Consider the following 25,601-nt stretch of genomic DNA (forward strand, 5'->3'; position numbering starts at 1 on the left):
TACCTCGTGGAGCCGGGGACAAGGGACTGAACAACCACTCCGGCGCACTGCCTGCCGCCGAGTGGGCCATTCATTGGTAACCCGCACCCCCCGGGGCGCTCAAACCCCCCATCTACGACGCCAGCTAGTACTTCATCGCAAAACTTGATGAACCTTGACAGCTCGGACATCCGACACGGGAGCCAGTCGCTTTCGCCCGGGAAACATGGTTTAAGCCCACTTCGGGGCGGCACACGCCTTGCCAAACATGCCTGCGGCCCACCCTTTCGGGTGGCGTGCCGCAGGGCCTCCCCACCCCGGGCCGAAGGTCCTTTATGTCCGTTTTCGCGTATCCACTATTCGTCCTAGTACCGGACAAAACGCCTGTGCCTCATGTCACCGGGCCACCGGATCCGGGACCCCCTGAATGTGACGCGGGCTACGCTCCGGCCCCTGGTTTCAAGGGTCTTGGGACGGCCCGGCGGGCAATGACCGGGCTCTGCTGCGCCGATCGGCTCGCGGCCCCTACGGTGGCCTTCGAGTTCAACGTTTTCGCGGGGGGATCGTCGTGGACCCAGTAACCGTCGGCACGCGCCTGGCCTCGAGCGTGGCCGGGCCTCTCATCAGGAAGCTCTTCGTGGCGGAGGGCCCCGGAGCCGGGCTCGTGGACCAGCCCGTACGCATATCGGCGTTCGTGTCCTTCAAGGGCGAGAAACGGGTCGTCGGCGAGAAGGAACTGACCAACCTCTCGGCAGCCTTGGTCAGCCGGGCACTGCGCGGCGGAGAGCGCCCGTTCCCCACCGACGAGGAGCCGGCCGTCGTCCATGCCCTGGCCGCGACCCTGCACGCCCTGGGCGACCTCACCATGACGGACGTCCAGGCGGTGGAGCTCGGCCACCGGGCGCTCGCCCAGCGGCTGCGCGCGGCCGGCGAGAACCCCGAACGGGACCTGTCCCTCGACGCGACCCTGTTCTACGAGGGGCTGCTCGACACGGCCTGCCTCCACATCCTGCACTTCTTCACCCAGCGCTCGACCTTTGTCCCCCGCACCCTCGTGGAGCAGAGCCGCAAACAGCGCAAGGCGATCGCCAAGCTGGACGAGCTGATCGCGCGCACACCCATGACGGGTGGCACCGACCAGGCCTTCGAGGAGCGCTATCTCGCCCATCTCGCCACCAGGCACAGCCACCTCACCATCTACGGCATCGACCTCGTCAACTCCCCGGAACACTGGCCGCTGGACGCCGCCTACCTCAGCCTCCAGGCCCTACGCCCCGTGGCGGACGAGGAAACCACCTCGTCGGACGGTGTGCGCGTCGCCGCCGCGGCCACCTCCCTGCCCGCCGAACAGGCCCTGTCGGAGCAGGACCTGGTTCTCCTGCGCGGTGTGGCCGGTTCCGGCAAGACCACGCTGGTGCAGTGGCTGGCGGTCACCACCGCGCACGGCGAACGGGGGGACCGCATCCCCTTCGTCCTCCCGCTGCGCACCCTCGTCCGCCGCCCGGACGGTCTTCCGGCCCCCGAAGCGTTCCTGTCCGCCGTCCGGATCGCCTTCCACGCGACCCAGCCGGACGGCTGGGCCGACAGGGTGCTCGGCCACGGCCGCGGCCTGCTGCTCGTCGACGGCCTCGACGAAATCCCCGAACGTGACCGCGAACACACCCGCCGCTGGCTGCGTGAACTCCTCGACGCCTACCCCGGCAACCAGTGGCTGGTCACGTCCCGCCCCTCGGCCGTACGGGAGGACTGGCTCGCCCCCGACGGATTCACCGAACTCGTCCTCTCGCCGATGACGGGCGACGACGTGGCCGCGTTCATCCGCCGCTGGCATGCCGCGGCACGCCTGGACGCCTCGGACACGGACCGCCTCGACGGCTACGAGCAGTCCCTCCTCGACGCCGTCCGGACCAAGCCGGACCTCGGCCGCCTCGCCACCAACCCCCTTATGTGCGGCCTGATCTGCGCACTGCACCGTGACCGGCGGGGCTATCTTCCGCACGGCAGACAGGAGTTGTACGACGCCGCGCTCTCCATGCTGCTGTCGCGCCGCGACGAGGAACGCGACATGTTTGTGCGCGGAAGCAGTCACGACGGCATCCATCTCACGGAACTTCCGCAGATCCAGCTTCTGCAACGGCTCGCCTACTGGCTCATCCGCAACAGCCGGGTGGAGATGGACCGCGACCGCGCCGAACGCATCGTCGCCGACGTCCTGCCCTCCCTCCCGGCCGCCGCCCAACAGGGCGACGCCTCGCGGATACTGCGTCACCTCATCGTCCGCAGCGGCCTTCTCCGTGAACCCGCCCTCGGGACGGTCGAGTTCGTCCACCGCACTTTCCAGGACTACCTGGGCGCCAAGGCCGCGGTGGAGGACGGAGACTTCGGGCTGCTGGTGCGCAACGCCGGGGAGTCCCAGTGGGCGGATGTGATCCGGATGGCCGTCGCCCACGCCCGGCCACGGGAACGGGCCGAGCTACTGAGCTCCATGACCGGCGCGGCGGCACGGCTCGACGGGGCGTCCGCGACCCGCGTACGGCTTCTCGCCCTCGCCTCACTGGAACACGCCACGCAGCTCGCGCCCGAGGTGCGGGCCGCCGTGGAGCGCGACGCGGCCGCGCTCATCCCGCCGAGGACGTCGGAGGAGGCCCGTGCCCTGGCCGAGGCCGGCCCTCTCGTCCTGGAGCTGCTGCCCGGGCCGGAGGGACTGACCGAGGCCGAGGCCCGAGGGGTCGTGGTCACCGCCTCCCTGATCGGCACCGACGCGGCCATCCCCGTACTGGCACGTTTCCGCTCGCATCCGGCCCTGTCCGTACGAGCTCAACTCACCTGGGGATGGCACAGGTTCGACACCGAGCGCTACGCCTCCGAGATCATCGCCCGGCTGGACCCGGCCGGCCTGTACTTCACCGCGCACTCGACCGCCCAGCTCCATGTGCTGCGCGAACTGGGCGGCCGGCCCAGGCTGCAGATCGTCGGGGACATCGGCTCGGGGGAGCTGCGCTCCTGCCTGCCGCCCGACCAGGTGACCCATCTGGCGCTGCGGTACAACAACCGTCTGCGGGACCTGGACTGCCTGACGGCGCAGCGACAACTGGAGCAGCTCAACCTCGATCAGTGCACGGGGGTCGACGATCTCGCGCCCCTCGCGGAGCTGCCTCTGCGGGGGCTGTTCCTGCTGTCCGCCTCGGGACGGACCCCGGCCCCCAGCGGTCTGGCGGCGCTGACCTCACTGCGTGAGCTGAACGTCGGACACCGGCTCAGGGGCCGGTCGCTGAGCGAGACCCTCCCCCTGAACGCGCCGCTGGAAGTCATCTCCTTCGGCCTGGACGTACTGCGCGACACCGGCCTGCGGGGGCTGCGTCACTGGCAGACCCTGCGCACGCTGTGGCTGAGCGGGGTGCCCGGCGAGCTCTCCCGCGCCGACTGGTCCGAGGTCGCCGCACTGCCGGAACTCAGAGAACTGCGGATCCACCGGGCCGCCCTGGGATCCCTCGTGTCGGCGCCGCCGCTGCCGTCCGTCGAGCATTTGGAGCTCAGAAAGCTGGCGGGCAATGAGGACCTGTCCGGACTCCGAGCCCTGGTGCCGAATCTGCGGACGGTCAATTTCGTCCTCAATTCGGACACCGGCATTGCGCCGGAACATCTCGCGGGTCAATTGCCCGGCGTACACACGACGACAACGACCCACAACGTTCTGTGACTCCTCCCCCTCCTGAAAAAGGGGCTGCCCCGGGACCGAAGTCCCGGGGCAGCCCCTTTTTCAGGCGGACCCGGAGGTCACGCCTCCTTGCTCAGGTTGGGACCGGCACCGCCGGCGGCCTGCTCGATCGGCGGGATGTCGGGAAGCGCCGACTTCTCCTCGCCCCGGAAGGTGAAGGCCTTGGCCTCGCCCTCGCCGTCCGTGTCGACGACCACGATGTGGCCGGGACGGAGTTCTCCGAAGAGGATCTTCTCGGAGAGGATGTCCTCGATCTCGCGCTGGATGGTCCGGCGCAGCGGCCGGGCGCCCAGCACGGGGTCGTAGCCCTTCTTGGCGAGGAGGGACTTGGCGCTCGGGCTGAGCTCGATGCCCATGTCCCGGTCCTTCAGACGCTCGTCCACCTTCGCGACCATGAGGTCGACGATCTGGATGATGTCTTCCTCGGTCAGCTGGTGGAAGACCACCGTGTCGTCGACACGGTTCAGGAACTCGGGGCGGAAGTGCTGCTTCAGCTCCTCGTTGACCTTGGCCTTCATCCGGTCGTAGTTGCTCTTGACGTCGCCCGTGGCCGCGAAGCCGAGGTTGAAGCCCTTGGAGATGTCCCGCGTGCCGAGGTTGGTCGTCATGATGATGACCGTGTTCTTGAAGTCCACGACCCGGCCCTGGGAGTCGGTCAGACGACCGTCCTCCAGGATCTGCAGCAGCGAGTTGAAAATGTCCGGGTGGGCCTTCTCGACCTCGTCGAAGAGGACGACGGAGAACGGCTTGCGGCGGACCTTCTCGGTCAGCTGGCCGCCCTCTTCGTAGCCCACGTATCCGGGGGGCGAACCGAAGAGACGCGAGACCGTGTGCTTCTCGCTGAACTCCGACATGTCGAGGGAGATCAGCGCGTCCTCGTCACCGAAGAGGAACTCCGCGAGGGTCTTCGACAGCTCCGTCTTACCGACACCCGAGGGGCCGGCGAAGATGAAGGAGCCACCGGGACGCTTCGGGTCCTTCAGACCCGCTCGCGTACGACGGATCGCCTGCGAGAGCGCCTTGATGGCGTCCTTCTGGCCGATGACCCGCTTGTGGAGCTCGTCCTCCATGCGCAGCAGACGCGAGGACTCCTCCTCGGTCAGCTTGAAGACCGGGATGCCGGTGGCGGTGGCCAGGACCTCGGCGATCAGCTCGCCGTCGACCTCGGCCACGACGTCCATGTCGCCGGCCTTCCACTCCTTCTCGCGCTTGGCCTTCGCCGCCAGCAGCTGCTTCTCCTTGTCGCGGAGAGAGGCCGCCTTCTCGAAGTCCTGGGAGTCGATGGCCGACTCCTTGTCGCGGCGCACGCCCGCGATCTTCTCGTCGAACTCACGGAGGTCCGGCGGTGCGGTCATCCGGCGGATGCGCATCCGGGAACCCGCCTCGTCGATCAGGTCGATCGCCTTGTCGGGGAGGAAGCGGTCCGAGATGTACCGGTCGGCGAGCGTCGCCGCCTGCACCAGGGCCTCGTCCGTGATGGACACGCGGTGGTGGGCCTCGTACCGGTCGCGCAGACCCTTGAGGATCTCGATCGTGTGGGGGAGGGAAGGCTCCGCCACCTGGATCGGCTGGAAGCGGCGCTCGAGGGCCGCGTCCTTCTCGAGGTGCTTGCGGTACTCGTCCAGCGTCGTGGCACCGATGGTCTGCAGCTCACCGCGGGCCAGCATCGGCTTCAGGATCGAAGCGGCGTCGATGGCACCCTCGGCGGCACCCGCACCGACCAGCGTGTGGAGCTCGTCGATGAACAGGATGATGTCGCCGCGGGTGCGGATCTCCTTGAGGACCTTCTTCAGGCGCTCCTCGAAGTCACCGCGGTAGCGGGAGCCGGCGACCAGCGCGCCGAGGTCCAGGGTGTAGAGGTGCTTGTCCTTGAGGGTCTCGGGCACCTCGCCCTTGACGATGGCCTGGGCGAGGCCCTCGACGACGGCGGTCTTGCCGACGCCGGGCTCACCGATCAGCACCGGGTTGTTCTTCGTACGGCGGGACAGGACCTGCATGACCCGCTCGATCTCCTTCTCGCGCCCGATGACCGGGTCGAGTTTGGACTCACGAGCGGCCTGGGTGAGGTTCCGGCCGAACTGGTCGAGGACCAGGGACGTGGAGGGGGTGCCCTCGGCAGGACCGCCACTGGCGCCGGCGGTCTCCTTGCCCTGGTAGCCGGAGAGCAGCTGGATCACCTGCTGCCGCACCCGGTTGAGGTCTGCGCCCAGCTTGACCAGGACCTGGGCGGCGACGCCCTCGCCCTCACGGATCAGGCCGAGCAGGATGTGCTCCGTGCCGATGTAGTTGTGGCCCAGCTGAAGAGCCTCGCGGAGCGAGAGCTCCAGGACCTTCTTGGCACGGGGGGTGAAGGGAATGTGGCCGGACGGGGCCTGCTGGCCCTGGCCGATGATCTCCTCCACCTGCTGGCGGACCGCCTCGAGCGAAATCCCGAGGCTCTCCAGGGCCTTAGCGGCGACACCCTCACCCTCGTGGATCAGGCCCAGGAGGATGTGCTCGGTGCCGATGTAGTTGTGGTTGAGCATCCGGGCTTCTTCCTGAGCCAGGACGACAACCCGCCGCGCGCGGTCGGTGAACCTCTCGAACATCGTTAATCGCTCCTCAGAGCGGTCAGGCAGTAAGGGGACGCTCCCCTCCCTGTCCTTCCGCAGCTTAGTCCCGCAAGCGGGGACCGCTCATTCCAACTGCCGACACCGTCCTTGGCCTCCTGACCCCGAACGCCGACATCTGCTCCAACCTGATGGTGCGAGACGATGTTCCCGCAGGCCAGGCAGATACCCTCTCCCGCTGTACGCCGATGGCGAACGTGAGATGCCCGAGCCCTGCGTGTCGCCCCTCCCACTAGGGATGTCTTACCCGTACGCACTGACACTCCATGCCGCGCGCACCGGTTCCCTCCGCTACGGGCGAACAACCCTGCCCGTCAGAACGCTCCCGCACGCCCCATGTCCCGGAACTCTGTGCGTTCGCGTAAACGCCCAGCGTAACTCCGGGGGTCTTCCGGCGGTTGCTCCTTGCATGGTTCCCACCGTCCCTGTCCCTCGCCGGCCGTTCGATCCAGGTGATCCGGTCGATCCGGTGCATCAGTGGTACGAGAACGAACTGGGCTGGGCGACAGTGCCCGGGTCGCCGGTACGGCTCGTCACGGGGCTGCGCTTCGACGTCCTGGAGGTGCCGGCGGAGGCGGGATTCGCGGCGCTGCGGCATCTGGGACCCGCTTCTCCGGTAGTGCTGCAGGGAGAGCGGATGCGGCTGCTGGTGGCCGCGGGGAGCGCGGAGGAGCTGCCGGGGCTGCTCGACTGGCTGGAGTGGGGCGCTCTCGCGCTGGATCTCACGGCGATCGGTGCGGACGGAAGCATCGAGGCTCCGCCGCCGCCGGATCTCAGCGTCTCGGTGGCGCCGGATCTCAGTGTCTCGGTGGCGCCGGATTCCGGGGCTCCGGCGTCGCCGGGTCCCCGTGCTCCGCTGCCGGCCGGGTCCGAGGAGCGATCCGGAGCCCGGCCCGAAGGCCACCCGCAAGTCCGTCCCGCGGACCGGCTGACGGCCGGTCCGCACACGCAGAGGGGCCCGCGAGGGGCCGCCCGCTGGCTGCGACCCCCGGAGCCCGGCCGCGAGGTGGAGCCGGCATTGCCGACGCTGTCGGCGTTGGGCGGCGGGGGCGTCGGCGGGGGCGTTGGGGGCGCCCCCGATCTCGTACGACTGGTGCTGACAATGGCGACGCAGTGCCACCGGGTAAGGCTGCGGCGGGCGTGCGCTCAGCCGTTGGCCTTCTCGTAGGCCTCGCGAATGGACGCGGGAACGCGGCCGCGGTCGTTGACCTCGTAGCCGTTCTCCTTGGCCCAGGCGCGGATCTGCGCGGTGTCCTGGCTGCCACCGGAAGCGACACGGGCCTTTCCGCGTCCGCCCGAAGCGCGGCCTCCGGTCCGACGGCCACCCTTCACGTACGCGTCGAGAAGGCCACGGAGCTTGTCCGCATTGGCGGTCGTGAGATCGATTTCGTACGTCTTGCCGTCCAACGCGAACGTCACGGTCTCGTCCGCCTCGCCACCGTCGAGGTCGTCGACAAGAAGGACCTGAACCTTCTGTGCCACCGGATTTCCTTTCATCGATAACTTCAGGGCAAGGAGGGCCCGCGGCGTCCGCCGTTTCGCCGTCCCTTGTTATATGCAGTACTGCAGTACGTCGGAAAGCAAACCGCTTTTGCTGGAAAAACACAAACCCCTGGCAGAGACTCACTGGACACCGCCCGCCCGGAAACGTGCGCGTTTCGGACATAGGGAACGTGGGCAACGCACTCCGCCGGAATAGCCGGCGGCGATCACAGATGCAGAAGCATCCGGCTGTTGCCCAAGGTGTTCGGTTTCACTCGTTCGAGACCGAGGAACTCTGCCACGCCCTCGTCATAGGAACGCAGGAGCTCGGCGTACACATCGGTGTCGACGGGTGTCTCGCCGATCTCCACGAAGCCGTGCTTCGCGAAGAAGCCGACTTCGAAGGTCAGACAGAAAACCCGTCGAACGCCGAGCCAGCGAGCGGTCTGCAGCAACTTCTCCAGCAACTGATGACCGACGCCCAGGCCCTTGACCGCGGGGTTCACCGCGAGAGTGCGGACTTCCGCGAGGTCTTCCCACATCACATGCAGGGCGCCACAGCCGACCACCTCGGCGTTGTCGTCGCGTTCCGCGACCCAGAACTCCTGGATGTCCTCGTAAAGAGTGACCGTGGGTTTGTCGAGCAGGATACGGCGGCGCACGTTCGCGTCAAGGAGTCCGCGTACGGCCTCGACATCGCCGGTCCTGGCTCGCCGGACGGTGACGGCTTTTGCGGTGACTTCGGGATGCTGCGCCGGAAGCTCTGCCGGAACCTCCGCGGGACGCTCTGCTGGCATGAGCGGACGCTATCGCCCGGAGGCGCCCCCGTCGTCGGCGGGGTTCTCCTCGGAGGGCTCGGGCACCGGTGGCCTTTCGGCGGCTTCGGAAGCTTGTGGTTCGGGCCCTTGCACCATGCGCACGGCATCCCCGAGCGCGACCCGCTGTTCCTCGCTCATCATCCCGAAGAAGGCGACGAGAGCGGCTGCCGGGTTGTCGCTCTGGGACCAGGCGTCGTTCATCAGCGCCGCCGAGTAGGCGGCCCGTGTGGAGACCGCCTCATATCGATAGGCCCGGCCTTCCGCCTCTCGGCGCACCCAGCCCTTCTGATGGAGATTGTCCAAAACGGTCATCACCGTGGTGTACGCGATGGACCGTTCCTGTTGAAGGTCTTCCAGGACTTCCCGAACGGTCACCGGGCGGTTCCACTTCCACACCCGCGTCATGACCGCGTCTTCGAGTTCTCCCAATGGGCGAGGCACAGTTCAGAACAATAGTGGGAGATGGGCAACAAAAAGGGCGTACGACTCGAAGAACGCATGAAACGTCCGAGTCGTACGCCCTGAGAGCGCGGTTCGGTGCGGGGCCGCAGCCGGAGGGTGCCCGTGCCGGCGGAGCCGCGCGCGGGGCCGCCCGGGGCTCAGGCCCCGGCGTCCTTGGGGGCCGAGGCCTGCTGGGCGGCCTCCACGCGCGCGAGAGCGGCGTCGACGACCCCGTCCTCCTTGGCCTTGTTGGCCCCGCCCTGACTCTTCACGATCGTCACGATGAGCCCGATGAAGAACACGGCCATCACTACGGGGGGCACGAGCGCGGAGACATAGTCCATGGCTCCAGAGTAGCTAGCCCGCCGCGAGTTGCTGCGGCGGGTTCGCCGGAGGCGGTCCGGGCTTGCGCCTCGGCGGGAAGACCTCGCCCGGGGTGGGGATGGGCCGGTCCGGACGCGGCGTCCCGGCCGGCGGCTGGGACTGCGGTTTCGGCTCGGGCTTCTTGTCCGGCTCGTCGGCGGCGCGACCGCCGGGCAGGGCCAGCAGCCGGGTGCGGGACGAGGGGACCGAGGCGACCACGCGGCCCGCGAGCCGGGCGCGCACGTCCTGCTCGGCCAGGACCCGGCAGCGGTCCAGGAGGGCTGCCGCGGTGGGGTTGCCGCGCAGCGCTCGGAGCGCGGCGAGGTCGTCGGGGTTCGGCCGGTAGCCGGAGGTGAGGACCTCCTCCAGGAGGACGAGATAGCCGGCGGCGGTGCCCGGCAACGCGGCCCGGTAGCGGGCGAGGTCGTCCAGCAGGAAGGCCCGGAGCCTGACTCCCTCGCGGGCCGCCTCGTCGACCGACTCGGCGAGGCGGAGGCAGTCCTGGACGTCCTCGGCCGAGACGGGACTGGGGTGCAGGGCTAGGGCGAGGGCACGACGGAGCACACGCAGCTCCTCCGCGCCGAACGCCATGCCGCCGTGGGATCCGTATGGCGTGGGCATGAAAGTGACGATACGCACCGAATGCGAAGAATCAGACGAATGTACTTCTTGTGGCGCGGCACAGGCCCGCCATTCGGACCATGGAGGTCCGCCCGGCGGGCCCGCCGGGGGTCACGTCACGGACTCCCAGGCGCTCAACGTGCCGCTCTGCGGCGCAGGCCGAGGAACAGTCCGCCGCCGAGGAGCAGGGCCGGCGCCGACACCGCGGCCGCGAACGTCACCGCGGAGTCCATGCCCGTCTGGGCCAACTCCCCCTCCCCGGCGTCGGCGCCGATGCCGCCTGAGCCCTGCGCGGCGTCGGAGGGGCCGGGCGTACCGCTGGGACCCGCCGTGCCGCCCGCGCCACCACCGACCGAACCCCGGCTCGGCGCGTGGACGACGACGGCCGCGCTGTTGTTGCTCATGCGGGGGTCGCTCCACAGCACCTCGACGCGGCCCGGCTTCAAAGCGGCCGGATCGACCACGCGCAGTTCGAAGGTCCAGTTCGTCCGCCGGCCCGGGGCGATCCAGGAGTCCTGCTTGGTGTCCATGACGCAGTCGTAGTAGACGGCGTCGTGCCTGTCCGTGAACTTGTGACAGTGCTCGGGAACGGTGGCGACCTCCGTCCCGCCCGGGAGATAGACATGCGTCCGGTACGGCAGGTCCTCGCCCGGCTCGCTGCCGTTCCACGACTGCATCCCGGCGGGACCGTTGTTGCGCACACCGACCGTGGCCGTCACCAGGCCCCCGGCCCTCTTCGGCCGCACGGTGGTCCCCAGGGCCTGGATGTCCGCGGTGTTGTCGACGGACAACGGGGTGTAGTCCCCGTTGCTGCTCTGCGGAACACCGGGCGGTGCGGAGGCCGGGCGCGGTGTCAGCCTCAGCTCACCGCCGGTTCCGCGGCGGTAGTCCTCATCCCGGCCCAACCGCAGGTCAGGCACGTAGTGGACGGCAATCTCACCCGACAGCACGGCTGAGTCGACCGTCATCGAACCCAGATCCACATCGTACGAACCGTTGACGTCGACCGGGCCCTCGACCACACAGTGCGCCAGGCCGCTCCCATGGGTGGAATCGCCCCGGGTGCGGTACTCGCAGTTGCTGAACTCCTGGTCGGGCGTCAGCTCTTCGTAGCGGACGGAAAAGCCCACACTGTCCAGTGGAGTGGCGCCGTAGTCCGTGAACCCGGTCCTCACCTTCATGGAGGCTCCGGGCTTCACCTTCTCGCTGGCGGGCGTGCGCTCCAGCCGGTCGAGGACCACGCCCGCGTCAGGGACCGTCACCTTGATGGTCCGCGATGCGAGGCGGACGCCCTTCGACTCGACGGTCACGCGGATCTCGCCCGAGGCCCCGACCGTGGCGCCCTTCGCGCGCCGCAGCCCGATGGGGTACGAATCGGACTTGCCGGGCTTGAGCGACGCCCTGCCACTCGGGCAGACCAGGATGTTGTCCGCCTGCTCCGAGCAGCCCGTCACATCGGCGACGCCCTTGAGCGACGTGGTGTCGAGGGTGAGCGTGTACGAGTCGACCGTCGTCGTCCCCGTGTTGCGCACGCCGGTGTGCAGGCCTTCAGAGTTCGGATCGTCGTACGGATATGCCTTCGCGTCCGTCGGGCCGTCCAGCACGACGACGGTGCCGGCGGGCACCGGCGCCCCCGCCGCCGATCCGGCGGACACGCCGGTCAGGGCCGTGGCCGCGACAAGAGCGCACACGGCCGGCCGGGCCCACCCCATACCGGCCGTTCCGGCGCGCGCCGGAATCGATCTCATCTGAGCTCCCTCTGGTGGACCAGGGCCCCGGGGCGCCCCCGAAGTCACCCGCCATGACCCCGAACCCCACCAGAAGGTTGTATGAACTCCACGCCGGCCAAGAGCCGGCCTAGCTGCGGGACACGTTCCGCTCGTACACCAGGCGCAGCCCGATCAGCGTCAGCCACGGCTCGTGCTCGTCGATCACCGAGGACTCGCCGAGGACCATCGGAGCCAGCCCGCCCGTGGCGATCACGGTGACGTCCTCGGGATCGTCGGCGAGCTCGCGCGCCATCCGGGTCACGACCCCGTCGACCTGGCCCGCGAACCCGTAGATGATGCCGGACTGCATCGCCTCGACGGTGTTCTTGCCGATCACCGCACGCGGCCTGGCCACCTCGATCTTCCGCAGCTGGGCGCCCTTGACGCCGAGCGCCTCGACCGAGATCTCGATGCCGGGAGCGATGACACCGCCGATGTACTCGCCCCGCGCGCTGACCGCGTCGAACGTGGTCGCGGTACCGAAGTCGACGACGATCGCCGGTCCGCCGTACAGCTCGACGGCGGCCACTGCGTTGATGATCCGGTCGGCGCCGACCTCCTTGGGGTTGTCCGTGAGGATCGGCACGCCCGTCTTGACGCCGGGCTCGACGAGGACGGCGGGGACATCGCCGTAGTAGCGCCGGGTCACCTCGCGCAGCTCGTGCAGCACGGACGGCACGGTGGCGCAGATCGCGATGCCGTCGATGCCGTCGCCGAGCTCCTCGCCGAGCAGCGGGTGCATGCCCATGAGGCCCTGGAGCAGCACGGCGAGTTCGTCGGCGGTCCGGCGGGAGTCGGTGGAGATGCGCCAGTGCTCGACGATCTCCTCCCCGTCGAAGAGGCCGAGGACGGTGTGGGTGTTGCCTACGTCGATGGTCAGCAGCATGGTCGCGGTTACTCCGCCGCTCGCAGGTCGAGACCGATGTCGAGGATCGGGGAGGAGTGCGTGAGCGCCCCCACGGCCAGGAAGTCGACGCCCGTCCGCGCGTACGCGGCGGCGTTGTCGAGGGTGAGCCGCCCGGACGCCTCGAGGAGGGCCCGGCCCTCGACGACACCCACCGCCTCCTCGCACTCGAGGGGCGTGAAGTTGTCCAGCAGGATCAGGTCGGCGCCCGCGTCCACGACCTCGCGCAGCTGGTGCAGGGTGTCGACCTCGACCTCGACCGGGACCTCCGGGAACATGTCCCGTACGGCCTTGAAGGCCTGCGCCACGCCGCCGGCGGCGACCACGTGGTTGTCCTTGACCAGCGCGGCGTCGGCGAGCGACATGCGGTGGTTGACGCCGCCGCCGCAGCGCACCGCGAACTTCTCCAGGGAGCGCAGGCCCGGCGTCGTCTTGCGGGTGTCCCGCACGCGGGTCCCGGTGCCCTCGAGTGCGTCCGCCCACGCGCGCGTGGCGGTCGCGATGCCGGACAGGCGGCACAGGAGGTTCAGGGCGCTGCGTTCGGCCGTCAGCAGGTCGCGGGTGCGCGTGGTGACGGTGAGCAGCTTCTGGCCGGCCTCGACGCGGTCGCCGTCGTCGACGTGCCGCTCGACCTCGAACTCGTCGGTGCAGATCACGGAGATGACGGCCTCGGCGACCCGCAGGCCCGCGACGACGCCCGCGTCCCGCGCGGTGAAGTCCCCGGTGGAGACGGCGTCCTCGGGGATGGTCGCGACCGTCGTCACGTCCACGCCGTGGTCGAGGTCCTCCTGGATCGCCACGTTCGCGATGTCCTCGACCTCCAGGGGGTCGAGACCGGCGTCGGCGAGGAGCTGGGCGAGCGCGGGGTCGAGGCCGCACTCCAGATAGGCCTCGTCCGTGTCGGCGCCGCAGCCGCAGCCGTCGCCGCAGCCGCCGCTCTGGGCGAGGGGAAGGTCGTGGGTGCTCACTTCGGTCACTGCTCCTGGGGACGGGACTGGGGCGCCGCGTGGGGCTGCCGGGATGTCGGGGGGAAGTCTGCGGTATCGGTGGTCCGGACCGCGAGCGTCCGGTCGGGATTCAGCCGTACGACGATGTGGCGGCGCCAGTCCGCGTCGTCCCGGTCGGGTTGGTCCTCGCGCCAGTGGCAGCCCCGGGTCTCCTCGCGCTGGAGGGCGGCGGCGACCAGGACGCGGGCCACGCACAGCAGGTTGGTGGCCTCCCAGGTGTCGACGCCGGGCTCGGAGGTCTTGCCGTTCTCGTCGAGGGCGTCACGCGCGTCGGTGTGCAGCCGCTGGAGCTGGTCGGCCGCGGTCGCGAGGGACTCGGCGGAGCGCAGCACACCGGCGCCGACGGTCATGATCCGCTGGATCGCGAACCGGTCCTCGGGGGCGAGCAGCGGGTGCGCGGGCTTCTCGGGGTGCGGGACGGGTTCGGGCACGCGCGCGTGGAGACCGTCCTCGGCGTGGCTCGCCGCGATGTCGGCGGCGATGCGCTCGGCGTAGACCAGGCCTTCCAGCAGCGAGTTGGAGGCGAGCCGGTTGGCGCCGTGGACACCCGTGCAGGCGACCTCGCCGCACGCGTACAGGCCGGGGACCGTGGTGCGGCCCCGCGCGTCGGTCCGCACGCCTCCGGAGGCGTAGTGCGCTGCGGGGGCGACCGGGACGGGCTCGGTCACCGGGTCGATGCCGTTGGCGCGGCAGGCGGCCAGGATGGTGGGGAAGCGGTGCTCCCACATGGCGGCGCCGAAGTGCCGGGCGTCGAGGAACATGTGCTCGGCGTCCTGCTCCTGCATCCGGCGCGTGATGCCCTTGGCGACGATGTCCCGGGGCGCCAGCTCGGCCAGCTCGTGCTGCCCCAACATGAAGCGCACGCCGTCACCGTCGACCAGATGGGCGCCTTCGCCGCGTACCGCCTCGGAGACCAGCGGTTGCTGGCCCTCCGCGTCCGGCCCGAGGAACAGCACGGTCGGGTGGAACTGCACGAATTCGAGGTCGGAGACCTCGGCGCCCGCGCGCAGGGCGAGGGCCACGCCGTCGCCCGTGGAGACGGACGGGTTGGTGGTCGCGGAGTAGACCTGGCCCATGCCGCCGGTCGCGAGAACCACGGCGGGGGCGTGCACGGCGCCCACCCCGTCGTGCTGGCCCTCTCCCATGACGTGCAGGGTCACGCCCGCGGTGCGGCCGTCGGCGTCCGTGAGGAGGTCGAGGACGAGCGCGTTCTCGACCGTGCGCAGGCCCCGCGCCCGTACCGCCTCGACGAGGGCCCTGGAGATCTCGGCGCCGGTCGCGTCGCCGCCGGCGTGCGCGATGCGGCGCCGGTGGTGGCCGCCCTCGCGGGTGAGTTCGAGTCGGCCCTCGGCGGACTCGTCGAAGTGGGCGCCGGTCGCGATGAGCCGGCGGACGGCGTCGGGGCCCTCGGTGACGAGGATCCGCACGGCTTCCTCGTCGCACAGGCCGGCGCCCGCGACCAGGGTGTCGTCGAGGTGCTGCTCGGGGGTGTCGCCGTCGCCGAGGGCGGCGGCGATGCCGCCCTGCGCCCAGCGCGTGGAGCCGTCGTCCAGGCGGGCCTTGGTGACGACGACGGTCCTCAGCCCCGCGGCCTCGCAGCGCAGGGCGGCGGTGAGACCGGCGACGCCGGATCCGACGACCACGACGTCCGCGGTGAGGGCCCAGCCGGGTGCGGGCGCGTGCAGTCGTATGCCGGTGCCCTTGGCTGAGTCTGAACCTGTGCCTTTGCCGGTCACGAAGCGGCTCCGAAGGTGAGGGGGATGTTGTCGATCAGCCGGGTCGTCCCGACCCGGGCGGCGACGGCGAGGACCGCCTCGCCGGTGAAATCGTCCGGGATCTCCGTGAAGTCGTCAGGGTCGACGAGAGCGAGATAGTCCAGGACCAGCGGCGGCTGCATGCGGGCCGCCTCCTCCAGGACCAGCCGGGCCGCCGAGCGGACGCCGCCGGGCCAGCCGGGGACGGCCTTCGCGACGGCGTGCGCGTCGGCCGCGGCCCGGGACTCGCCTATGGCGCTGAGGGCCTCGGCACGCGCGCGCGTGGCGGGCACTTCGAGGGCCCGCGCGCGCAGCGCCTCCTGGGCGGCATGCCGGTCGCGGCCCGCGAACAGGGCCTGCGAGAGGGCGAGCGCGGTGTGCCGCTCCCCGGCCGAGAGGTAGCGGTTGCGGCTGGAGAGGGCGAGTCCGTCCTCCTCGCGCACGGTGGGAACACCGGCGATCTCCACACCGAAGTTCAGGTCGCGCGCCATGCGCTTGATCAGGGCCAGCTGCTGGGCGTCCTTCTGGCCGTACAGCGCCACGTCGGGCCGGGTGAGGTGCAGCAGCTTGGCGACGACGGTGAGCATGCCGTCGAAGTGGCCGGGCCGCACGGAGCCCTCCAGGCGCTCGCCCATCGGTCCCGCGGAGATCCGGACCTGGGGCTCGCCGCCGGGGTAGACCTCGTCGACGGAGGGGGCGAACACGACGTCCGCGCCCGCCTGTTGGGCGATCTTCAGGTCGGCTTCGAGGGTGCGCGGGTAGCGGTCGAGGTCCTCGCCCTGGCCGAACTGGAGGGGGTTCACGAAGACGGTCACGACCACTTCGCCCCCGTCGCCCGCCATCTCGCGGGCGGTACGGATCAAGGTGGCGTGGCCCTCGTGGAGGGCCCCCATGGTCATCACGACGGCTCGGCGGCCGGCGCGGGCACGCGCGCGCAGTTCGTCGGCGGTGTGCAGCAGGACAGTGGTCATCGGGCGTCTCCCTCGGTCCCCTGGGTCCCGTCCGTCCCGTCGGCGAGTACCCCCAGGAGGTCCTCGGCGAGTTCCGGCTTGAGCAGTCCGTGGGCGAGCGCGCGGTCGGCGGTCGCGCGGGCCATCGCCAGATAGCCGGCGACGGTCTGCGGGGCGTGCTCGCGCAGCTCGGCGACGTGCGCGGCGACCGTACCCGCGTCCCCGCGCGCGACGGGTCCGGTCAGGGCCGCGTCGCCCGATCTGAGCGCGTTGTCCAGAGCGGCGCCGAGCAGCGGGCCCAGCATCCGGTCGGGGGCCTCCACACCGGCGGTGCGCAGCAGCTCCATCGACTCGGCGACCAGGGTCACCAGGTGGTTGGCGCCGAGCGCGAGGGCCGCGTGGTAGAGCGGCCGGGACTCCTCGGCGATCCACTCGGGCTCGCCGCCCATCTCGATCACCAGGGCCTCGGCGGCCATCCGCAGCTGCTCGGGCGCGGTGACCCCGAAGGAGCATCCGGCGAGCCGCTGGACGTCCACGGGGGTGCCCGTGAACGTCATCGCGGGGTGCAGGGCCAGCGGCAGCGCGCCCGCCCTGAGCGCCGGGTCGAGCACTCGTGTGCCGTACCGCCCGGAGGTGTGCACCAGCAGCTGGCCGGGCCGGACGGCGCCCGTCTCGGCGAGCCCTTCGACGAGCCCGGGGAGCGCGTCGTCGGGAACGGTCAGCAGCACCAGGTCGGCGCGCTCCAGGACCTGTGCCGGGGACACCAGCGGCACGTCGGGCAGGAGCTGCGCGGCACGCCGCCTGGAGGCGTCGGAGACGCCGGAGACGGCCACCGGGCGATGTCCGGCGAGCTGGAGTGCCGCGGCGAGCGCGGGTCCGACACGGCCGGCGCCGACGACGCCGACGGTCAGCCGCGCGGGGCGGTCCTTGGGCTCTGGCTGGGGAAACGTACTCACTCGACGGCGGCCTTCCGTTCCAGTCCGCTCGGGGTACCGGACGATTTCTCGTCATGTTAACGCGATTGGTTCGAGGGCAGTTCGGCCGTCCACAGGCTGTGGGTTTCCGCGAGCCGCGGAGACAGGACGTGCGCCGACCGCGTGAACGGGATTTCCGCAGGTCACCGGCGCACCGAAATCGGGGTGACCGGCCGGGCGGGCTCGGGACATCATCCTGGGATGAGCGATACGGCGGCACAGAGCGGTACGGAGCCTGCGGAGCAGGCCGGGGAGAAGACGGCGGAGCTGTCTCCCGAGGAGCGGTTCAAGCGGCGCGCCGCCGCCTGGAAGGCGGCCGAGCGGGTGCTGTGGCGGCCCAGTTACCAGCAGACGCTCCGCGAGCGCCTTGCCTGGCTGAGCGAGGCCGCGGGCGAGGTGTGCGACCTGGACGGGCGGGTCGACATGTACGGCGACGGCCTCGTCGAGACCCTGGAGGAGCGGGTCGCCGAGCTGCTGGGCATGGAGGCGGCGGCCTTCTTCCCGACCGGGACCATGGCCCAGCAGGTCGCCCTGCGCTGCTGGGCGGGCCGGACCGGCGACACGACCGTGGCCCTGCACGCCCTCAATCACCCCGAGGTCCATGAACGGCAGGCGTTCAGCCAGGTCAGCGGCCTGCGCCCGGTGCGTCTGACGGACGAGCCCCGGATGCCGACCGCCGAGGAGGTGCGGGACTTCCCCGAGCCGTTCGGAGCGCTGCTCCTGGAACTGCCCCTCAGGGACGCCGGTTTCGTCCTGCCCTCCTGGGAGGAGCTCACCGAGGTCGTGGAGGCCGCCCGGGAGCGCGACGCGGTGGTCCACATCGACGGGGCCCGGCTGTGGGAGTGCACCCCGCACTTCGACCGCCCCCTGAACGAGATCGCGGGCCTCGCGGACAGCGTGTACGTCTCGTTCTACAAGTCCCTCGACGGCTTCGGCGGTGCCGCTGTCGCGGGGCCGAAGACGCTCGTGGACGAGGCGAAGACCTGGCGGCACCGGTACGGCGGCATGATCATCCAGCAGTTCCCGACCGTCCTGTCGGCACTGATCGGCCTGGAGCGGGAGCTGCCCCGGCTGCCGGACTACGTCGCCCACGCGCGCGTGGTGGCCGGCGCCCTGCGCGAGGGCCTCACGGAGGCCGGGGTCCCTTGGGTCCGTGTCCACCCTGAGGAGCCGCACACCCACCAGTTCCAGATCTGGCTGCCGTACGAGCCGGACGTTCTCGGGGACGCGGCGCTGCGGCACGTCGAGGAGACGAGGACGGGCCTCTTCGCCCAGGGCTGGCACCGGGGCGGCCCCGGACTCGCGTACACCGAGGTGACGGTGGCCGGGCCGGGTCTGGAGTGGACGGCGGACGACGTGAAGACGGCGGTGCGGGCGTTCGTGGAGCGCCTGCCGGACGGGACCGCCGGGTAGCACGGGATCGCCTGGACGGCACGGGATCACCGGACGGCTCGGCGGCGGAGACCTCAGTGGGCCGGGTGCCGGCGCTGTCCGTGCAGCCACCGGCTCAGGGCGCCGCGTATCCGGCCGTGGGCCGGATGCCCGGCCACGACGGCCCGGAACTGCCGGTAGTCGCGCAGCTCCCGCGCGACCTCCCAGTCATGGCTGCCGGGTGCCGGAGGTGCCGCTTCCCCGTGCTGCGAGGCCCGGTAGGTGTCCAGGAGGTACTGCTGCGTGATGCTCATGACCGATCGCCTCTCGGGACGAGGGATGGGACCGAAGGACCCACGAGGAGCCGCACGGAAAGCCCTGAATGTCCCAGGTTGCGCCTGATCGTCACGGCTGTCGCATCGATTGACGGCCGCCGTCAATCGACGGCGGCCCGTTGTCGGTGGCGGGGTGCACCATGGGGGCATGAGCGTGCACATCGACATCGGCGGGCTGCGGCCGGAGCGGATCGCCGTCGTGCCGTCGCCGCTGGCCGAGCTGGGGATGGCGCTGCACGCGCTGGCGGAGCCGGGACACCACCCCGGACTGCAGGGCTGGGTGACGGGGGTGACCGCCGGGCTCGACCCCCATCTCGCGGACCGGATGTGCGAGGCGGACTTCCTGTGGCGTACGACGTTCTCGGACCTGTTCCTGGCGTGTGCGGGCGTCCCGGGCGGGGCCGAGCTGCCGGGCGCGACGCTCGCCGAGGACCTGGACCTGCTGGACAAGCTCACGGACGAGCAGTTCGTGGACGCTGCCCTGGAGTTCACCTGCGCGCTGGCCTACAGCTCCGAGGGGCCGCACGCCCTCTCCGACCCCGAGGTGCGGCGGCGTGCCGTGGATCTTGCCGCCTCGCGCGGGCCGCAGCAGACGCGGTTCACCGAGCGGCTGCTGGTGGACCCGCCGGGCGTGCGGGCCTGGCTGAGGCAGTTCCTGGAGGACTGCGACGAGGCCTTCTTCGCCGAGACCTGGTCCCGGCTGCGCCACCCGCTCGCCGCGGAGGCCCGGCACAAGACGGATCTGCTCCGGCACAAGGGCCTGTCCGAGGCGCTGGCCTCCGTGTCGTCCGCCCTGTCCCTGGACGAGACGGCGCGGCGCATCACCGTCGACAAGCTGACCGAGGGACGCACGGTCGCGGCGGACGGCGGCCTGCTCCTCGTCCCCACCAGCCTCGGCCGCCCGCATCTGATGGTGCTGCACCGCTATCAGTGGATGCCTGTGCTGCACTACCCCGTCAGCTCCCCCGAGCTCGCCACCCCGCCCTCCGTGGAGCAGCTCACCCTGCGGATGACCGCCCTGTCCCACCCGGTCCGGATGCGTATCTGCCGCAACCTGGCACGCAGCGCGTACACCACCGGCGAACTGGCCCAGGCGCACGGCATGACCGCGCCGGAGATATCCCGGCACCTGGGCGTGCTCAAGAAGGCGGGCCTGATCACCACGCGGCGCCGCGGGCGGTATGTGCTGCACCAGCTCGACGTCGGCGTGGTGGCCCGGCTGGGCAGCGATTTCCTGGAGGGCATCCTGCGCTAGGGCCCGGCGTCGGCTCGCGGGCACGGGGACTCGCGGGCATGGGGACTCGCGGGCACGGGGACTCGCGGGAAACACCGCTCCCTGGCACGCGGGCGCCACGTAGGCGCGGGGAGCGCACCCACGCCCCCGGCCCCGGGCGACCGGCTCAGTCGAAGCGGATGTGGCGCGCGCTCGTCCGCGCCCGCCGCAGGCGTCCGCGCAGGACCCCGTCCCGGTTCGGCGTGAGCGTCAGCCCGGCGAGGACGGCTATGCGGTCGGCGGTCTTGGCGACCGTCGTCTGGTCGGTCCACAGATGCTCGGCGAACTCCGGCTCGCGCAGCCGCTCCAGGCAGTGGTCGAGCTGCCGCACCGCCCAGCTCTCGCGCCGCAGCGGAGCGTCCTTTCCGGCGACGTAGCGCAGAAGCTGCCCGAAGCCGCGTTCGCGCAGCCGTCCCAGTACGGTCTCGCGCTCGGCCAGCAGCGCGAAGTGCCGTACGTCGTGGCCCAGTTCACGCAGCCGCCCGACCGTCTCCGCGAAGTACACGGGGTTCGTGACCGTCATGGGGGCGATGACCACACCACCCTGCTTGCTGAGCGCGAGGTCGAGCACCTCGACCACACCCTGCCGCCAGGACACCAAGTCCTGGAAATCGCCGCGGAGTTCGGGCGGAAGCATACGGCGCAGGCCAAAACCGGCGTGTTCCGGATCGCAGATGACGCTGCCGGGCAGCCGGCGCTGGATCTCGTGTGCGGTCTGTGTCTTGCCGCCCCCGAAGGGCCCGTTGATCCACAGGAGCATGCGCGGACCCTAGTGGGCGCCGGTCACATCCCGGTAACGCCCCCGCCCCGGCCGTCGGCCGTACGCCGAAAGGGCGTCAGCCGAGTCCGCCCGCCCGGACGAGCCCCGTCTCGTAGGCGAGCACGACCACCTGGACCCGGTCGCGCAGCCCCAGCTTGGTGAGAATGCGCCCGACATGGGTCTTCACGGTGGCCTCCGAGAGGACGAGGCGGGCTGCGATCTCCCCGTTGGACAGACCCTGCGCGACGAGGATCATGACCTCGCGTTCGCGCTCGGTGAGCCGCTCAAGACCCTTGTGCTGGGGCTCCTTGCCCGCGTTGGGCAGCAGCGGCGCGAACCGGTCGAGCAGTCGCCGGGTGGTGGAAGGCGCGACCACGGCGTCGCCACTGTGCACGGAACGGATGGCGGCGAGCAGCTCGCCCGGAGGCACGTCCTTGAGCATGAAACCGGAGGCACCCGCCTTCAGACCGGAGAAGGCGTACTCGTCGAGGTCGAAGGTGGTGAGGATCAGCACCTTCGGCGGGTTCGGGTCAGAGCAGATGCGGCGGGTGGTCTCCACGCCGTCCAGCTTCGGCATGCGTACGTCCATCAGGACCACGTCGACCTCGGTGGCACGCAGTACCTGCAAGGCCTCGACGCCGTCGCCCGCCTCGGCCACGACCTCCATGTCCGGCTGGGCGTCGAGCACCATCCGGAAGCCGGTGCGCAGCAGCACCTGGTCGTCGACGAGCATCACGCGGATCGCCATCGGGGGCCTTTCACTTCGTAAGGATCATTCGTCAGGATCAGCTTCGTAGGAATCAGTTGTGTACAGGTGTCAGTGGGCCGCTTTGAGCGGCAGCAGGGCGCTGATGCGGAAGCCTCCACCGGGCCGCGGCCCCGCGTCCAGGGTGCCGCCGACCATGCCCACGCGCTCCCGCATACCGATCAGGCCGTGGCCCTGCCCGTCGGCGCCGCCCTCCTCGTACAGCTCGTGGGGCGCGCCCTTGCCGTCGTCCTCGACGAGCAGGCCGAGGCCGTCGTCGAAGTAGACCAGGCGGACGCTCGCACCCGCGTTCGGGCCCCCGTGCTTGCGGGTGTTGGTGAGCGCCTCCTGCACGATGCGGTACGCCGTGAGTTCCACTCCGCTGGGCAGCGGGCGCGGGGTGCCCTCCACCTTGAAGTCGACGGGAAGACCGGAGGTGCGGCACTGCTCGATCAGGTCGTCGAGCTGCTCGACGTCGGGCTGCGGCACGTACTCGCCGCCCTCCTGGTGCTCGCCGGTGCGCAGGACGCCGAGCAGGCGGCGCATCTCGGCGAGGGCCTGCCGGCCGGTCCCCGAGATGGTCTCAAGCGCCTTCCTGGCCTGGTCCGGGGCGCTGTCCATGACGTACGCGGCACCGTCGGCCTGAACCACCATCACCGAGACGTTGTGCGCGACGACGTCGTGCAGCTCGCGCGCGATCCGGGCGCGCTCGGCGGCCACCGCGACCTTGGCCTGGGCCTCGCGCTCCTTCTCCAGACGGGCGGCGCGCTCCTCCAGCTGCGCGAGGTAGGCGCGGCGGGTGCGGATCGAGTCGCCGAGCACCCAGGCGAGCGCGAACGGAACCGTCTGGAAGATCGCTATGAGGACGCCGGCCAGCCCGCCGGCCTCGTGCGCGGGCCAGCGCAGCTGTGAGAGCGTGCCCGCGCACAGGCCGCCGATCAGCGCGAACCGGGAGGCCCAGCGGGCGCCGTCCGCGGCGACGGTGTAGATGATCACCAGCATCGCGAAGTCCTCGGGCGCCGTCGGGACGTCGAGGACCAACTGTGCGAGGCCTGCCGCCACCGCCAGGACCAGCATCTTCTCGGGCATGCGGCGCCGCAGCGCGACGACCACACTCATTACGACGGCGATCGGGAGCGCCGGGACAAGCGACGACGCTTGCTGGTCCGCGGCGTCGCTGACATGGGAGAGGCTCACCCCGGAGATCCCGAGCAGGGCGACGGCCCAGAAGCTGTCGACCCATGTCGGGTACCTGCGGAGAAAGTCATAGAGGCGCTGCACGTAACCCAGAGTAGGGAAGCGTGCAGTGTGCAGGGGTCAGCCGGAGGATCGATCCGGGACCGGCCCTCGTACTCCCCAAGGTGGAGACCCCCGCTCCGGGACACTTAGCCTGGCCCGGTGGAATGTGCGGCGACGGGCGAGTGGCGTGGGTGGCGCGAGGCTACGGAGGAGGCGTTGTACGGCCCCTCCGGCTTCTATCGCAGGCCCGAGGGACCGGCCGGGCACTTCCGGACCTCGGTGCACGCCTCCCCGTTGTTCGCGGGCGCCGTGGCGCGGCTGCTGTGCCGCCTCGACGCGGCGCTCGGCCACCCGGGCGCGCTGGCCTTCGTCGACGTGGCGGCGGGCCGCGGCGAGCTGGTGACCGGCGTCCTGGCCGCCCTCCCCGCCGACGTGGCCTCCCGCGCGCGCGGGTACGCGGTCGAGCGGGCAGATCGGCCGGCCGGCCTCGACCGGCGGATCGAGTGGCTCGCGGAGCCCCCGCAGGGGATCACCGGGCTGCTGTTCGCCAACGAGTGGCTGGACAACGTGCCCGTGGACGTCGCCGAGGTCGGCCCGGACGGAGTGCCGCGGCTGGTCCTCGTACGCGGCGACGGAGCCGAACGTCTCGGGGAGGCCGTCACGGGGGCGGACGCCCGGTGGCTGCGGAACTGGTGGTGGCCGCCGTCCGGCGCGCGGCTCGCCCGCACGCCCGCACCGGGAGCACGGCCGGCCCACGAGCCCCCACCAGGAGCACTCCATCCGCAGGGGGCGCGCACGTCTGCCGAAGTGCCCATCGCGCCCGCCGAGGGCGCCCGTGCCGAGATCGGGCTTCCCCGGGACCTCGCCTGGGCCTCCGCCGTCTCCGCGCTCGACCGGGGTCTCGCCGTCGCCGTCGACTACGCGCACTTCGCGGGCGGACGGCCGCCCTTCGGGACGCTCACCGGCTTTCGGGAGGGACGCGAGACGGCGCCGGTGCCGGACGGGTCGTGCGACATCACCGCGCATGTGGCGCTCGACGCGTGCGCGCTGCCCGGGGGACGCGTGGTGACCCAGCGCGCGGCACTGCGCGCGCTGGGCGTGAGCGGCACACGCCCCCCGCTCGCACTGGCGTCGACGGACCCCGCCGGCTATGTGCGCGCTCTCGCGGGCGCAGGCGCGGCGGCGGAACTCACCGCGCCGGGCGGGCTGGGCGACTTCGGCTGGCTGCTCCAGCCCGTCGGCCTCCCCGACTTGCCCGACGTGCCCGACGCCGCTCCGGACGCCGAGAACGCCGTCCTGCGCGATGCCCTACTTGTCGATGTCCCCGACCACGAAGAACAGTGACCCCAGGATCGCCACCATGTCCGCGACCAGCGTCCCCGGCAGCAGTTCGGCGAGCGCCTGGATGTTGTTGAAGGAGGCGGAGCGCAGCTTCAGCCGGTACGGGGTCTTCTCGCCCTTGCTGACGAGGTAGTAGCCGTTGATGCCGAGCGGGTTCTCGGTCCAGGCGTACGTGTGCCCCTCGGGCGCCTTCAGGACCTTCGGCAGACGCTGGTTGATGGGGCCGGGCGGCAGCTCGGCGAGCCGGTCGAGGCAGGCGTCCGCGAGGTCCAGGGAGACGTGCGTCTGCTCCAGGAGACACTCGAAGCGGGCCAGACAGTCGCCCTCCTGGCGCGTGACGACCTTCAGGGTGTCCTGGAGCTCGCCGTACGCCAGGTAGGGCTCGTCGCGGCGCAGGTCGAAGTCGACGCCGGAGGCGCGGGCGATGGGGCCGCTCACTCCGTACGCGTGCACGGCCCGCGGACTGAGGACGCCCACACCGCGTGTACGCCCCCGGAAGATCTCGTTGCCGAGCACCAGGTCGTCGTACACGCTCATCCGCGAGCGCAACGCGGCGACGCAGGCACGCGCGCGTGTGGCCCATCCGGCCGGGAGGTCCTCCTTGAGGCCGCCGACGCGGTTGAACATGTAGTGCATGCGCCCGCCGGAGATCTCCTCCATGACGTGCTGGAGTTCCTCGCGCTCCGTGAAGGCGTAGAAGATCGGGGTGATGCCGCCCAGTTCCAGGGGATAGGAGCCGAGGAACATCAGGTGGTTGAGGACGCGGTTGAGCTCCGCGAGGAGCGTGCGCGTCCACACCGCGCGCGCGGGGACCTCCATGCCGAGCATCCGCTCCACGGCCAGGACGACACCCAGCTCGTTCGAGAAGGCGGACAGCCAGTCGTGGCGGTTGGCGAGCATGATGATCTGGCGGTAGTCGCGCGCCTCGAAGAGCTTCTCCGCGCCGCGGTGCATATAGCCGATGACCGGCTCCGCGTGCTGGATCCGCTCGCCGTCGAGCACGAGCCGCAGGCGCAGCACGCCGTGGGTCGAGGGGTGCTGGGGGCCGATGTTGAGCACCATGTCGGTGCTCTCGGCAGCGCCGCCGATGCCGACCATGGTCTCCGTCGTAGGAGTCATGAGCACAGTCTCTCGTACGTACGCTTGCG

22 protein-coding genes are annotated in these 25,601 nt (G+C 70.9%); 5 read left to right on the plus strand and 17 right to left on the minus strand.

Annotated features, from left to right (window positions below; translation table 11 throughout):
• Positions 1-547 precede the first annotated feature (547 nt).
• The gene (locus tag ACFYR3_RS03090) at positions 548-3,679 is read left to right on the plus strand and encodes an NACHT domain-containing protein (protein WP_389281255.1); all 3,132 of its coding nucleotides are present in this window, start codon (positions 548-550) and stop codon (positions 3,677-3,679) included.
• Positions 3,680-3,756: 77 nt separating this feature from the next.
• On the opposite strand, the gene ACFYR3_RS03095 is transcribed toward ACFYR3_RS03090, so the two are convergent.
• Complete coding sequence (locus ACFYR3_RS03095) at positions 3,757-6,285, minus strand: ATP-dependent Clp protease ATP-binding subunit (RefSeq protein ID WP_355842615.1); 2,529 nt, start codon at positions 6,283-6,285, stop codon at positions 3,757-3,759.
• A 430-nt stretch (positions 6,286-6,715) separates the two neighbouring features.
• Between ACFYR3_RS03095 and ACFYR3_RS03100 the strand changes: the two genes are divergently transcribed.
• Positions 6,716-7,474, plus strand: a complete 759-nt coding sequence (locus ACFYR3_RS03100) for an SCO3374 family protein (protein ID WP_355842618.1) — start codon at positions 6,716-6,718, stop codon at positions 7,472-7,474.
• Here the strand turns inward: ACFYR3_RS03100 and ACFYR3_RS03105 are convergent.
• The 11 genes from ACFYR3_RS03105 to ACFYR3_RS03155 form a co-directional block, all read right to left on the minus strand.
• The gene (locus tag ACFYR3_RS03105) at positions 7,453-7,788 is read right to left on the minus strand and encodes an Lsr2 family protein (protein WP_168529346.1); all 336 of its coding nucleotides are present in this window, start codon (positions 7,786-7,788) and stop codon (positions 7,453-7,455) included. The genes ACFYR3_RS03100 and ACFYR3_RS03105 overlap by 22 nt on opposite strands.
• A gap of 227 nt (positions 7,789-8,015) precedes the next feature.
• The gene (locus tag ACFYR3_RS03110) at positions 8,016-8,585 is read right to left on the minus strand and encodes an amino-acid N-acetyltransferase (RefSeq protein ID WP_355842622.1); all 570 of its coding nucleotides are present in this window, start codon (positions 8,583-8,585) and stop codon (positions 8,016-8,018) included.
• Between the two features lie 9 nt (positions 8,586-8,594).
• Complete coding sequence (locus ACFYR3_RS03115; protein WP_355842625.1) at positions 8,595-9,047, minus strand: BlaI/MecI/CopY family transcriptional regulator; 453 nt, start codon at positions 9,045-9,047, stop codon at positions 8,595-8,597.
• A 158-nt stretch (positions 9,048-9,205) separates the two neighbouring features.
• Positions 9,206-9,391: a hypothetical protein gene (locus ACFYR3_RS03120; RefSeq protein WP_328554209.1), complete on the minus strand. Its 186-nt coding sequence runs from the start codon at positions 9,389-9,391 to the stop codon at positions 9,206-9,208.
• 13 nt (positions 9,392-9,404) lie between these two features.
• Entirely contained in the window at positions 9,405-10,001 is a 597-nt protein-coding gene (locus tag ACFYR3_RS03125) for a hypothetical protein (protein WP_355842967.1), read from the minus strand.
• A gap of 164 nt (positions 10,002-10,165) precedes the next feature.
• Positions 10,166-11,779 carry an LPXTG cell wall anchor domain-containing protein gene (locus tag ACFYR3_RS03130; protein ID WP_389281259.1) on the minus strand — a complete coding sequence of 538 codons (1,614 nt, stop codon included), beginning with the start codon at positions 11,777-11,779 and terminating at the stop codon, positions 10,166-10,168.
• A gap of 109 nt (positions 11,780-11,888) precedes the next feature.
• Positions 11,889-12,686 (minus strand): type III pantothenate kinase, encoded by a 798-nt coding sequence (locus tag ACFYR3_RS03135; RefSeq protein WP_355842634.1) that lies wholly within the window; start codon positions 12,684-12,686, stop codon positions 11,889-11,891.
• 8 nt (positions 12,687-12,694) lie between these two features.
• Positions 12,695-13,672 carry a carboxylating nicotinate-nucleotide diphosphorylase gene (gene nadC, locus ACFYR3_RS03140; RefSeq protein ID WP_355842637.1) on the minus strand — a complete coding sequence of 326 codons (978 nt, stop codon included), beginning with the start codon at positions 13,670-13,672 and terminating at the stop codon, positions 12,695-12,697.
• 5 nt (positions 13,673-13,677) lie between these two features.
• Complete coding sequence (locus ACFYR3_RS03145) at positions 13,678-15,447, minus strand: L-aspartate oxidase (RefSeq protein ID WP_355842640.1); 1,770 nt, start codon at positions 15,445-15,447, stop codon at positions 13,678-13,680.
• Positions 15,444-16,436: a pantoate--beta-alanine ligase gene (gene panC / locus ACFYR3_RS03150; RefSeq protein WP_355842643.1), complete on the minus strand. Its 993-nt coding sequence runs from the start codon at positions 16,434-16,436 to the stop codon at positions 15,444-15,446. Before panC ends, ACFYR3_RS03145 begins: the two co-directional genes overlap by 4 nt.
• Positions 16,433-17,371, minus strand: coding sequence for a DUF2520 domain-containing protein (locus ACFYR3_RS03155; protein ID WP_355842646.1), 939 nt, complete (start codon positions 17,369-17,371; stop codon positions 16,433-16,435). Before ACFYR3_RS03155 ends, panC begins: the two co-directional genes overlap by 4 nt.
• 219 nt (positions 17,372-17,590) lie before the next feature.
• Here ACFYR3_RS03155 and ACFYR3_RS03160 point away from each other — a divergent pair, with 219 nt between their 5' ends.
• Positions 17,591-18,802, plus strand: coding sequence for a threonine aldolase family protein (locus tag ACFYR3_RS03160; protein ID WP_389281262.1), 1,212 nt, complete (start codon positions 17,591-17,593; stop codon positions 18,800-18,802).
• 53 nt (positions 18,803-18,855) lie between these two features.
• On the opposite strand, the gene ACFYR3_RS03165 is transcribed toward ACFYR3_RS03160, so the two are convergent.
• Positions 18,856-19,074: a hypothetical protein gene (locus tag ACFYR3_RS03165; RefSeq protein WP_355842652.1), complete on the minus strand. Its 219-nt coding sequence runs from the start codon at positions 19,072-19,074 to the stop codon at positions 18,856-18,858.
• A 169-nt stretch (positions 19,075-19,243) separates the two neighbouring features.
• Between ACFYR3_RS03165 and ACFYR3_RS03170 the strand changes: the two genes are divergently transcribed.
• Positions 19,244-20,350, plus strand: coding sequence for a DUF5937 family protein (locus ACFYR3_RS03170; RefSeq protein WP_355842654.1), 1,107 nt, complete (start codon positions 19,244-19,246; stop codon positions 20,348-20,350).
• A gap of 145 nt (positions 20,351-20,495) precedes the next feature.
• Here ACFYR3_RS03170 and ACFYR3_RS03175 read toward each other — a convergent pair whose 3' ends face one another.
• From ACFYR3_RS03175 to ACFYR3_RS03185, 3 genes are all read right to left on the minus strand, one after another.
• Positions 20,496-21,128 carry an AAA family ATPase gene (locus ACFYR3_RS03175; RefSeq protein ID WP_355842657.1) on the minus strand — a complete coding sequence of 211 codons (633 nt, stop codon included), beginning with the start codon at positions 21,126-21,128 and terminating at the stop codon, positions 20,496-20,498.
• Positions 21,129-21,204: 76 nt separating this feature from the next.
• Entirely contained in the window at positions 21,205-21,876 is a 672-nt protein-coding gene (locus ACFYR3_RS03180; RefSeq protein ID WP_355842660.1) for a response regulator transcription factor, read from the minus strand.
• Positions 21,877-21,945: 69 nt separating this feature from the next.
• Positions 21,946-23,154 (minus strand): sensor histidine kinase, encoded by a 1,209-nt coding sequence (locus ACFYR3_RS03185; protein WP_355842663.1) that lies wholly within the window; start codon positions 23,152-23,154, stop codon positions 21,946-21,948.
• Positions 23,155-23,271: 117 nt separating this feature from the next.
• Between ACFYR3_RS03185 and ACFYR3_RS03190 the strand changes: the two genes are divergently transcribed.
• Positions 23,272-24,456, plus strand: coding sequence for an SAM-dependent methyltransferase (locus tag ACFYR3_RS03190; RefSeq protein ID WP_389281266.1), 1,185 nt, complete (start codon positions 23,272-23,274; stop codon positions 24,454-24,456).
• Here ACFYR3_RS03190 and ACFYR3_RS03195 read toward each other — a convergent pair.
• The gene (locus ACFYR3_RS03195) at positions 24,421-25,572 is read right to left on the minus strand and encodes an NADH-quinone oxidoreductase subunit D (RefSeq protein WP_355842667.1); all 1,152 of its coding nucleotides are present in this window, start codon (positions 25,570-25,572) and stop codon (positions 24,421-24,423) included. The genes ACFYR3_RS03190 and ACFYR3_RS03195 overlap by 36 nt on opposite strands.
• Positions 25,573-25,601: the final 29 nt, after the last annotated feature.

This window comes from Streptomyces sp. NPDC005784 (assembly GCF_042871525.1).
Lineage (GTDB): Bacteria > Actinomycetota > Actinomycetes > Streptomycetales > Streptomycetaceae > Streptomyces.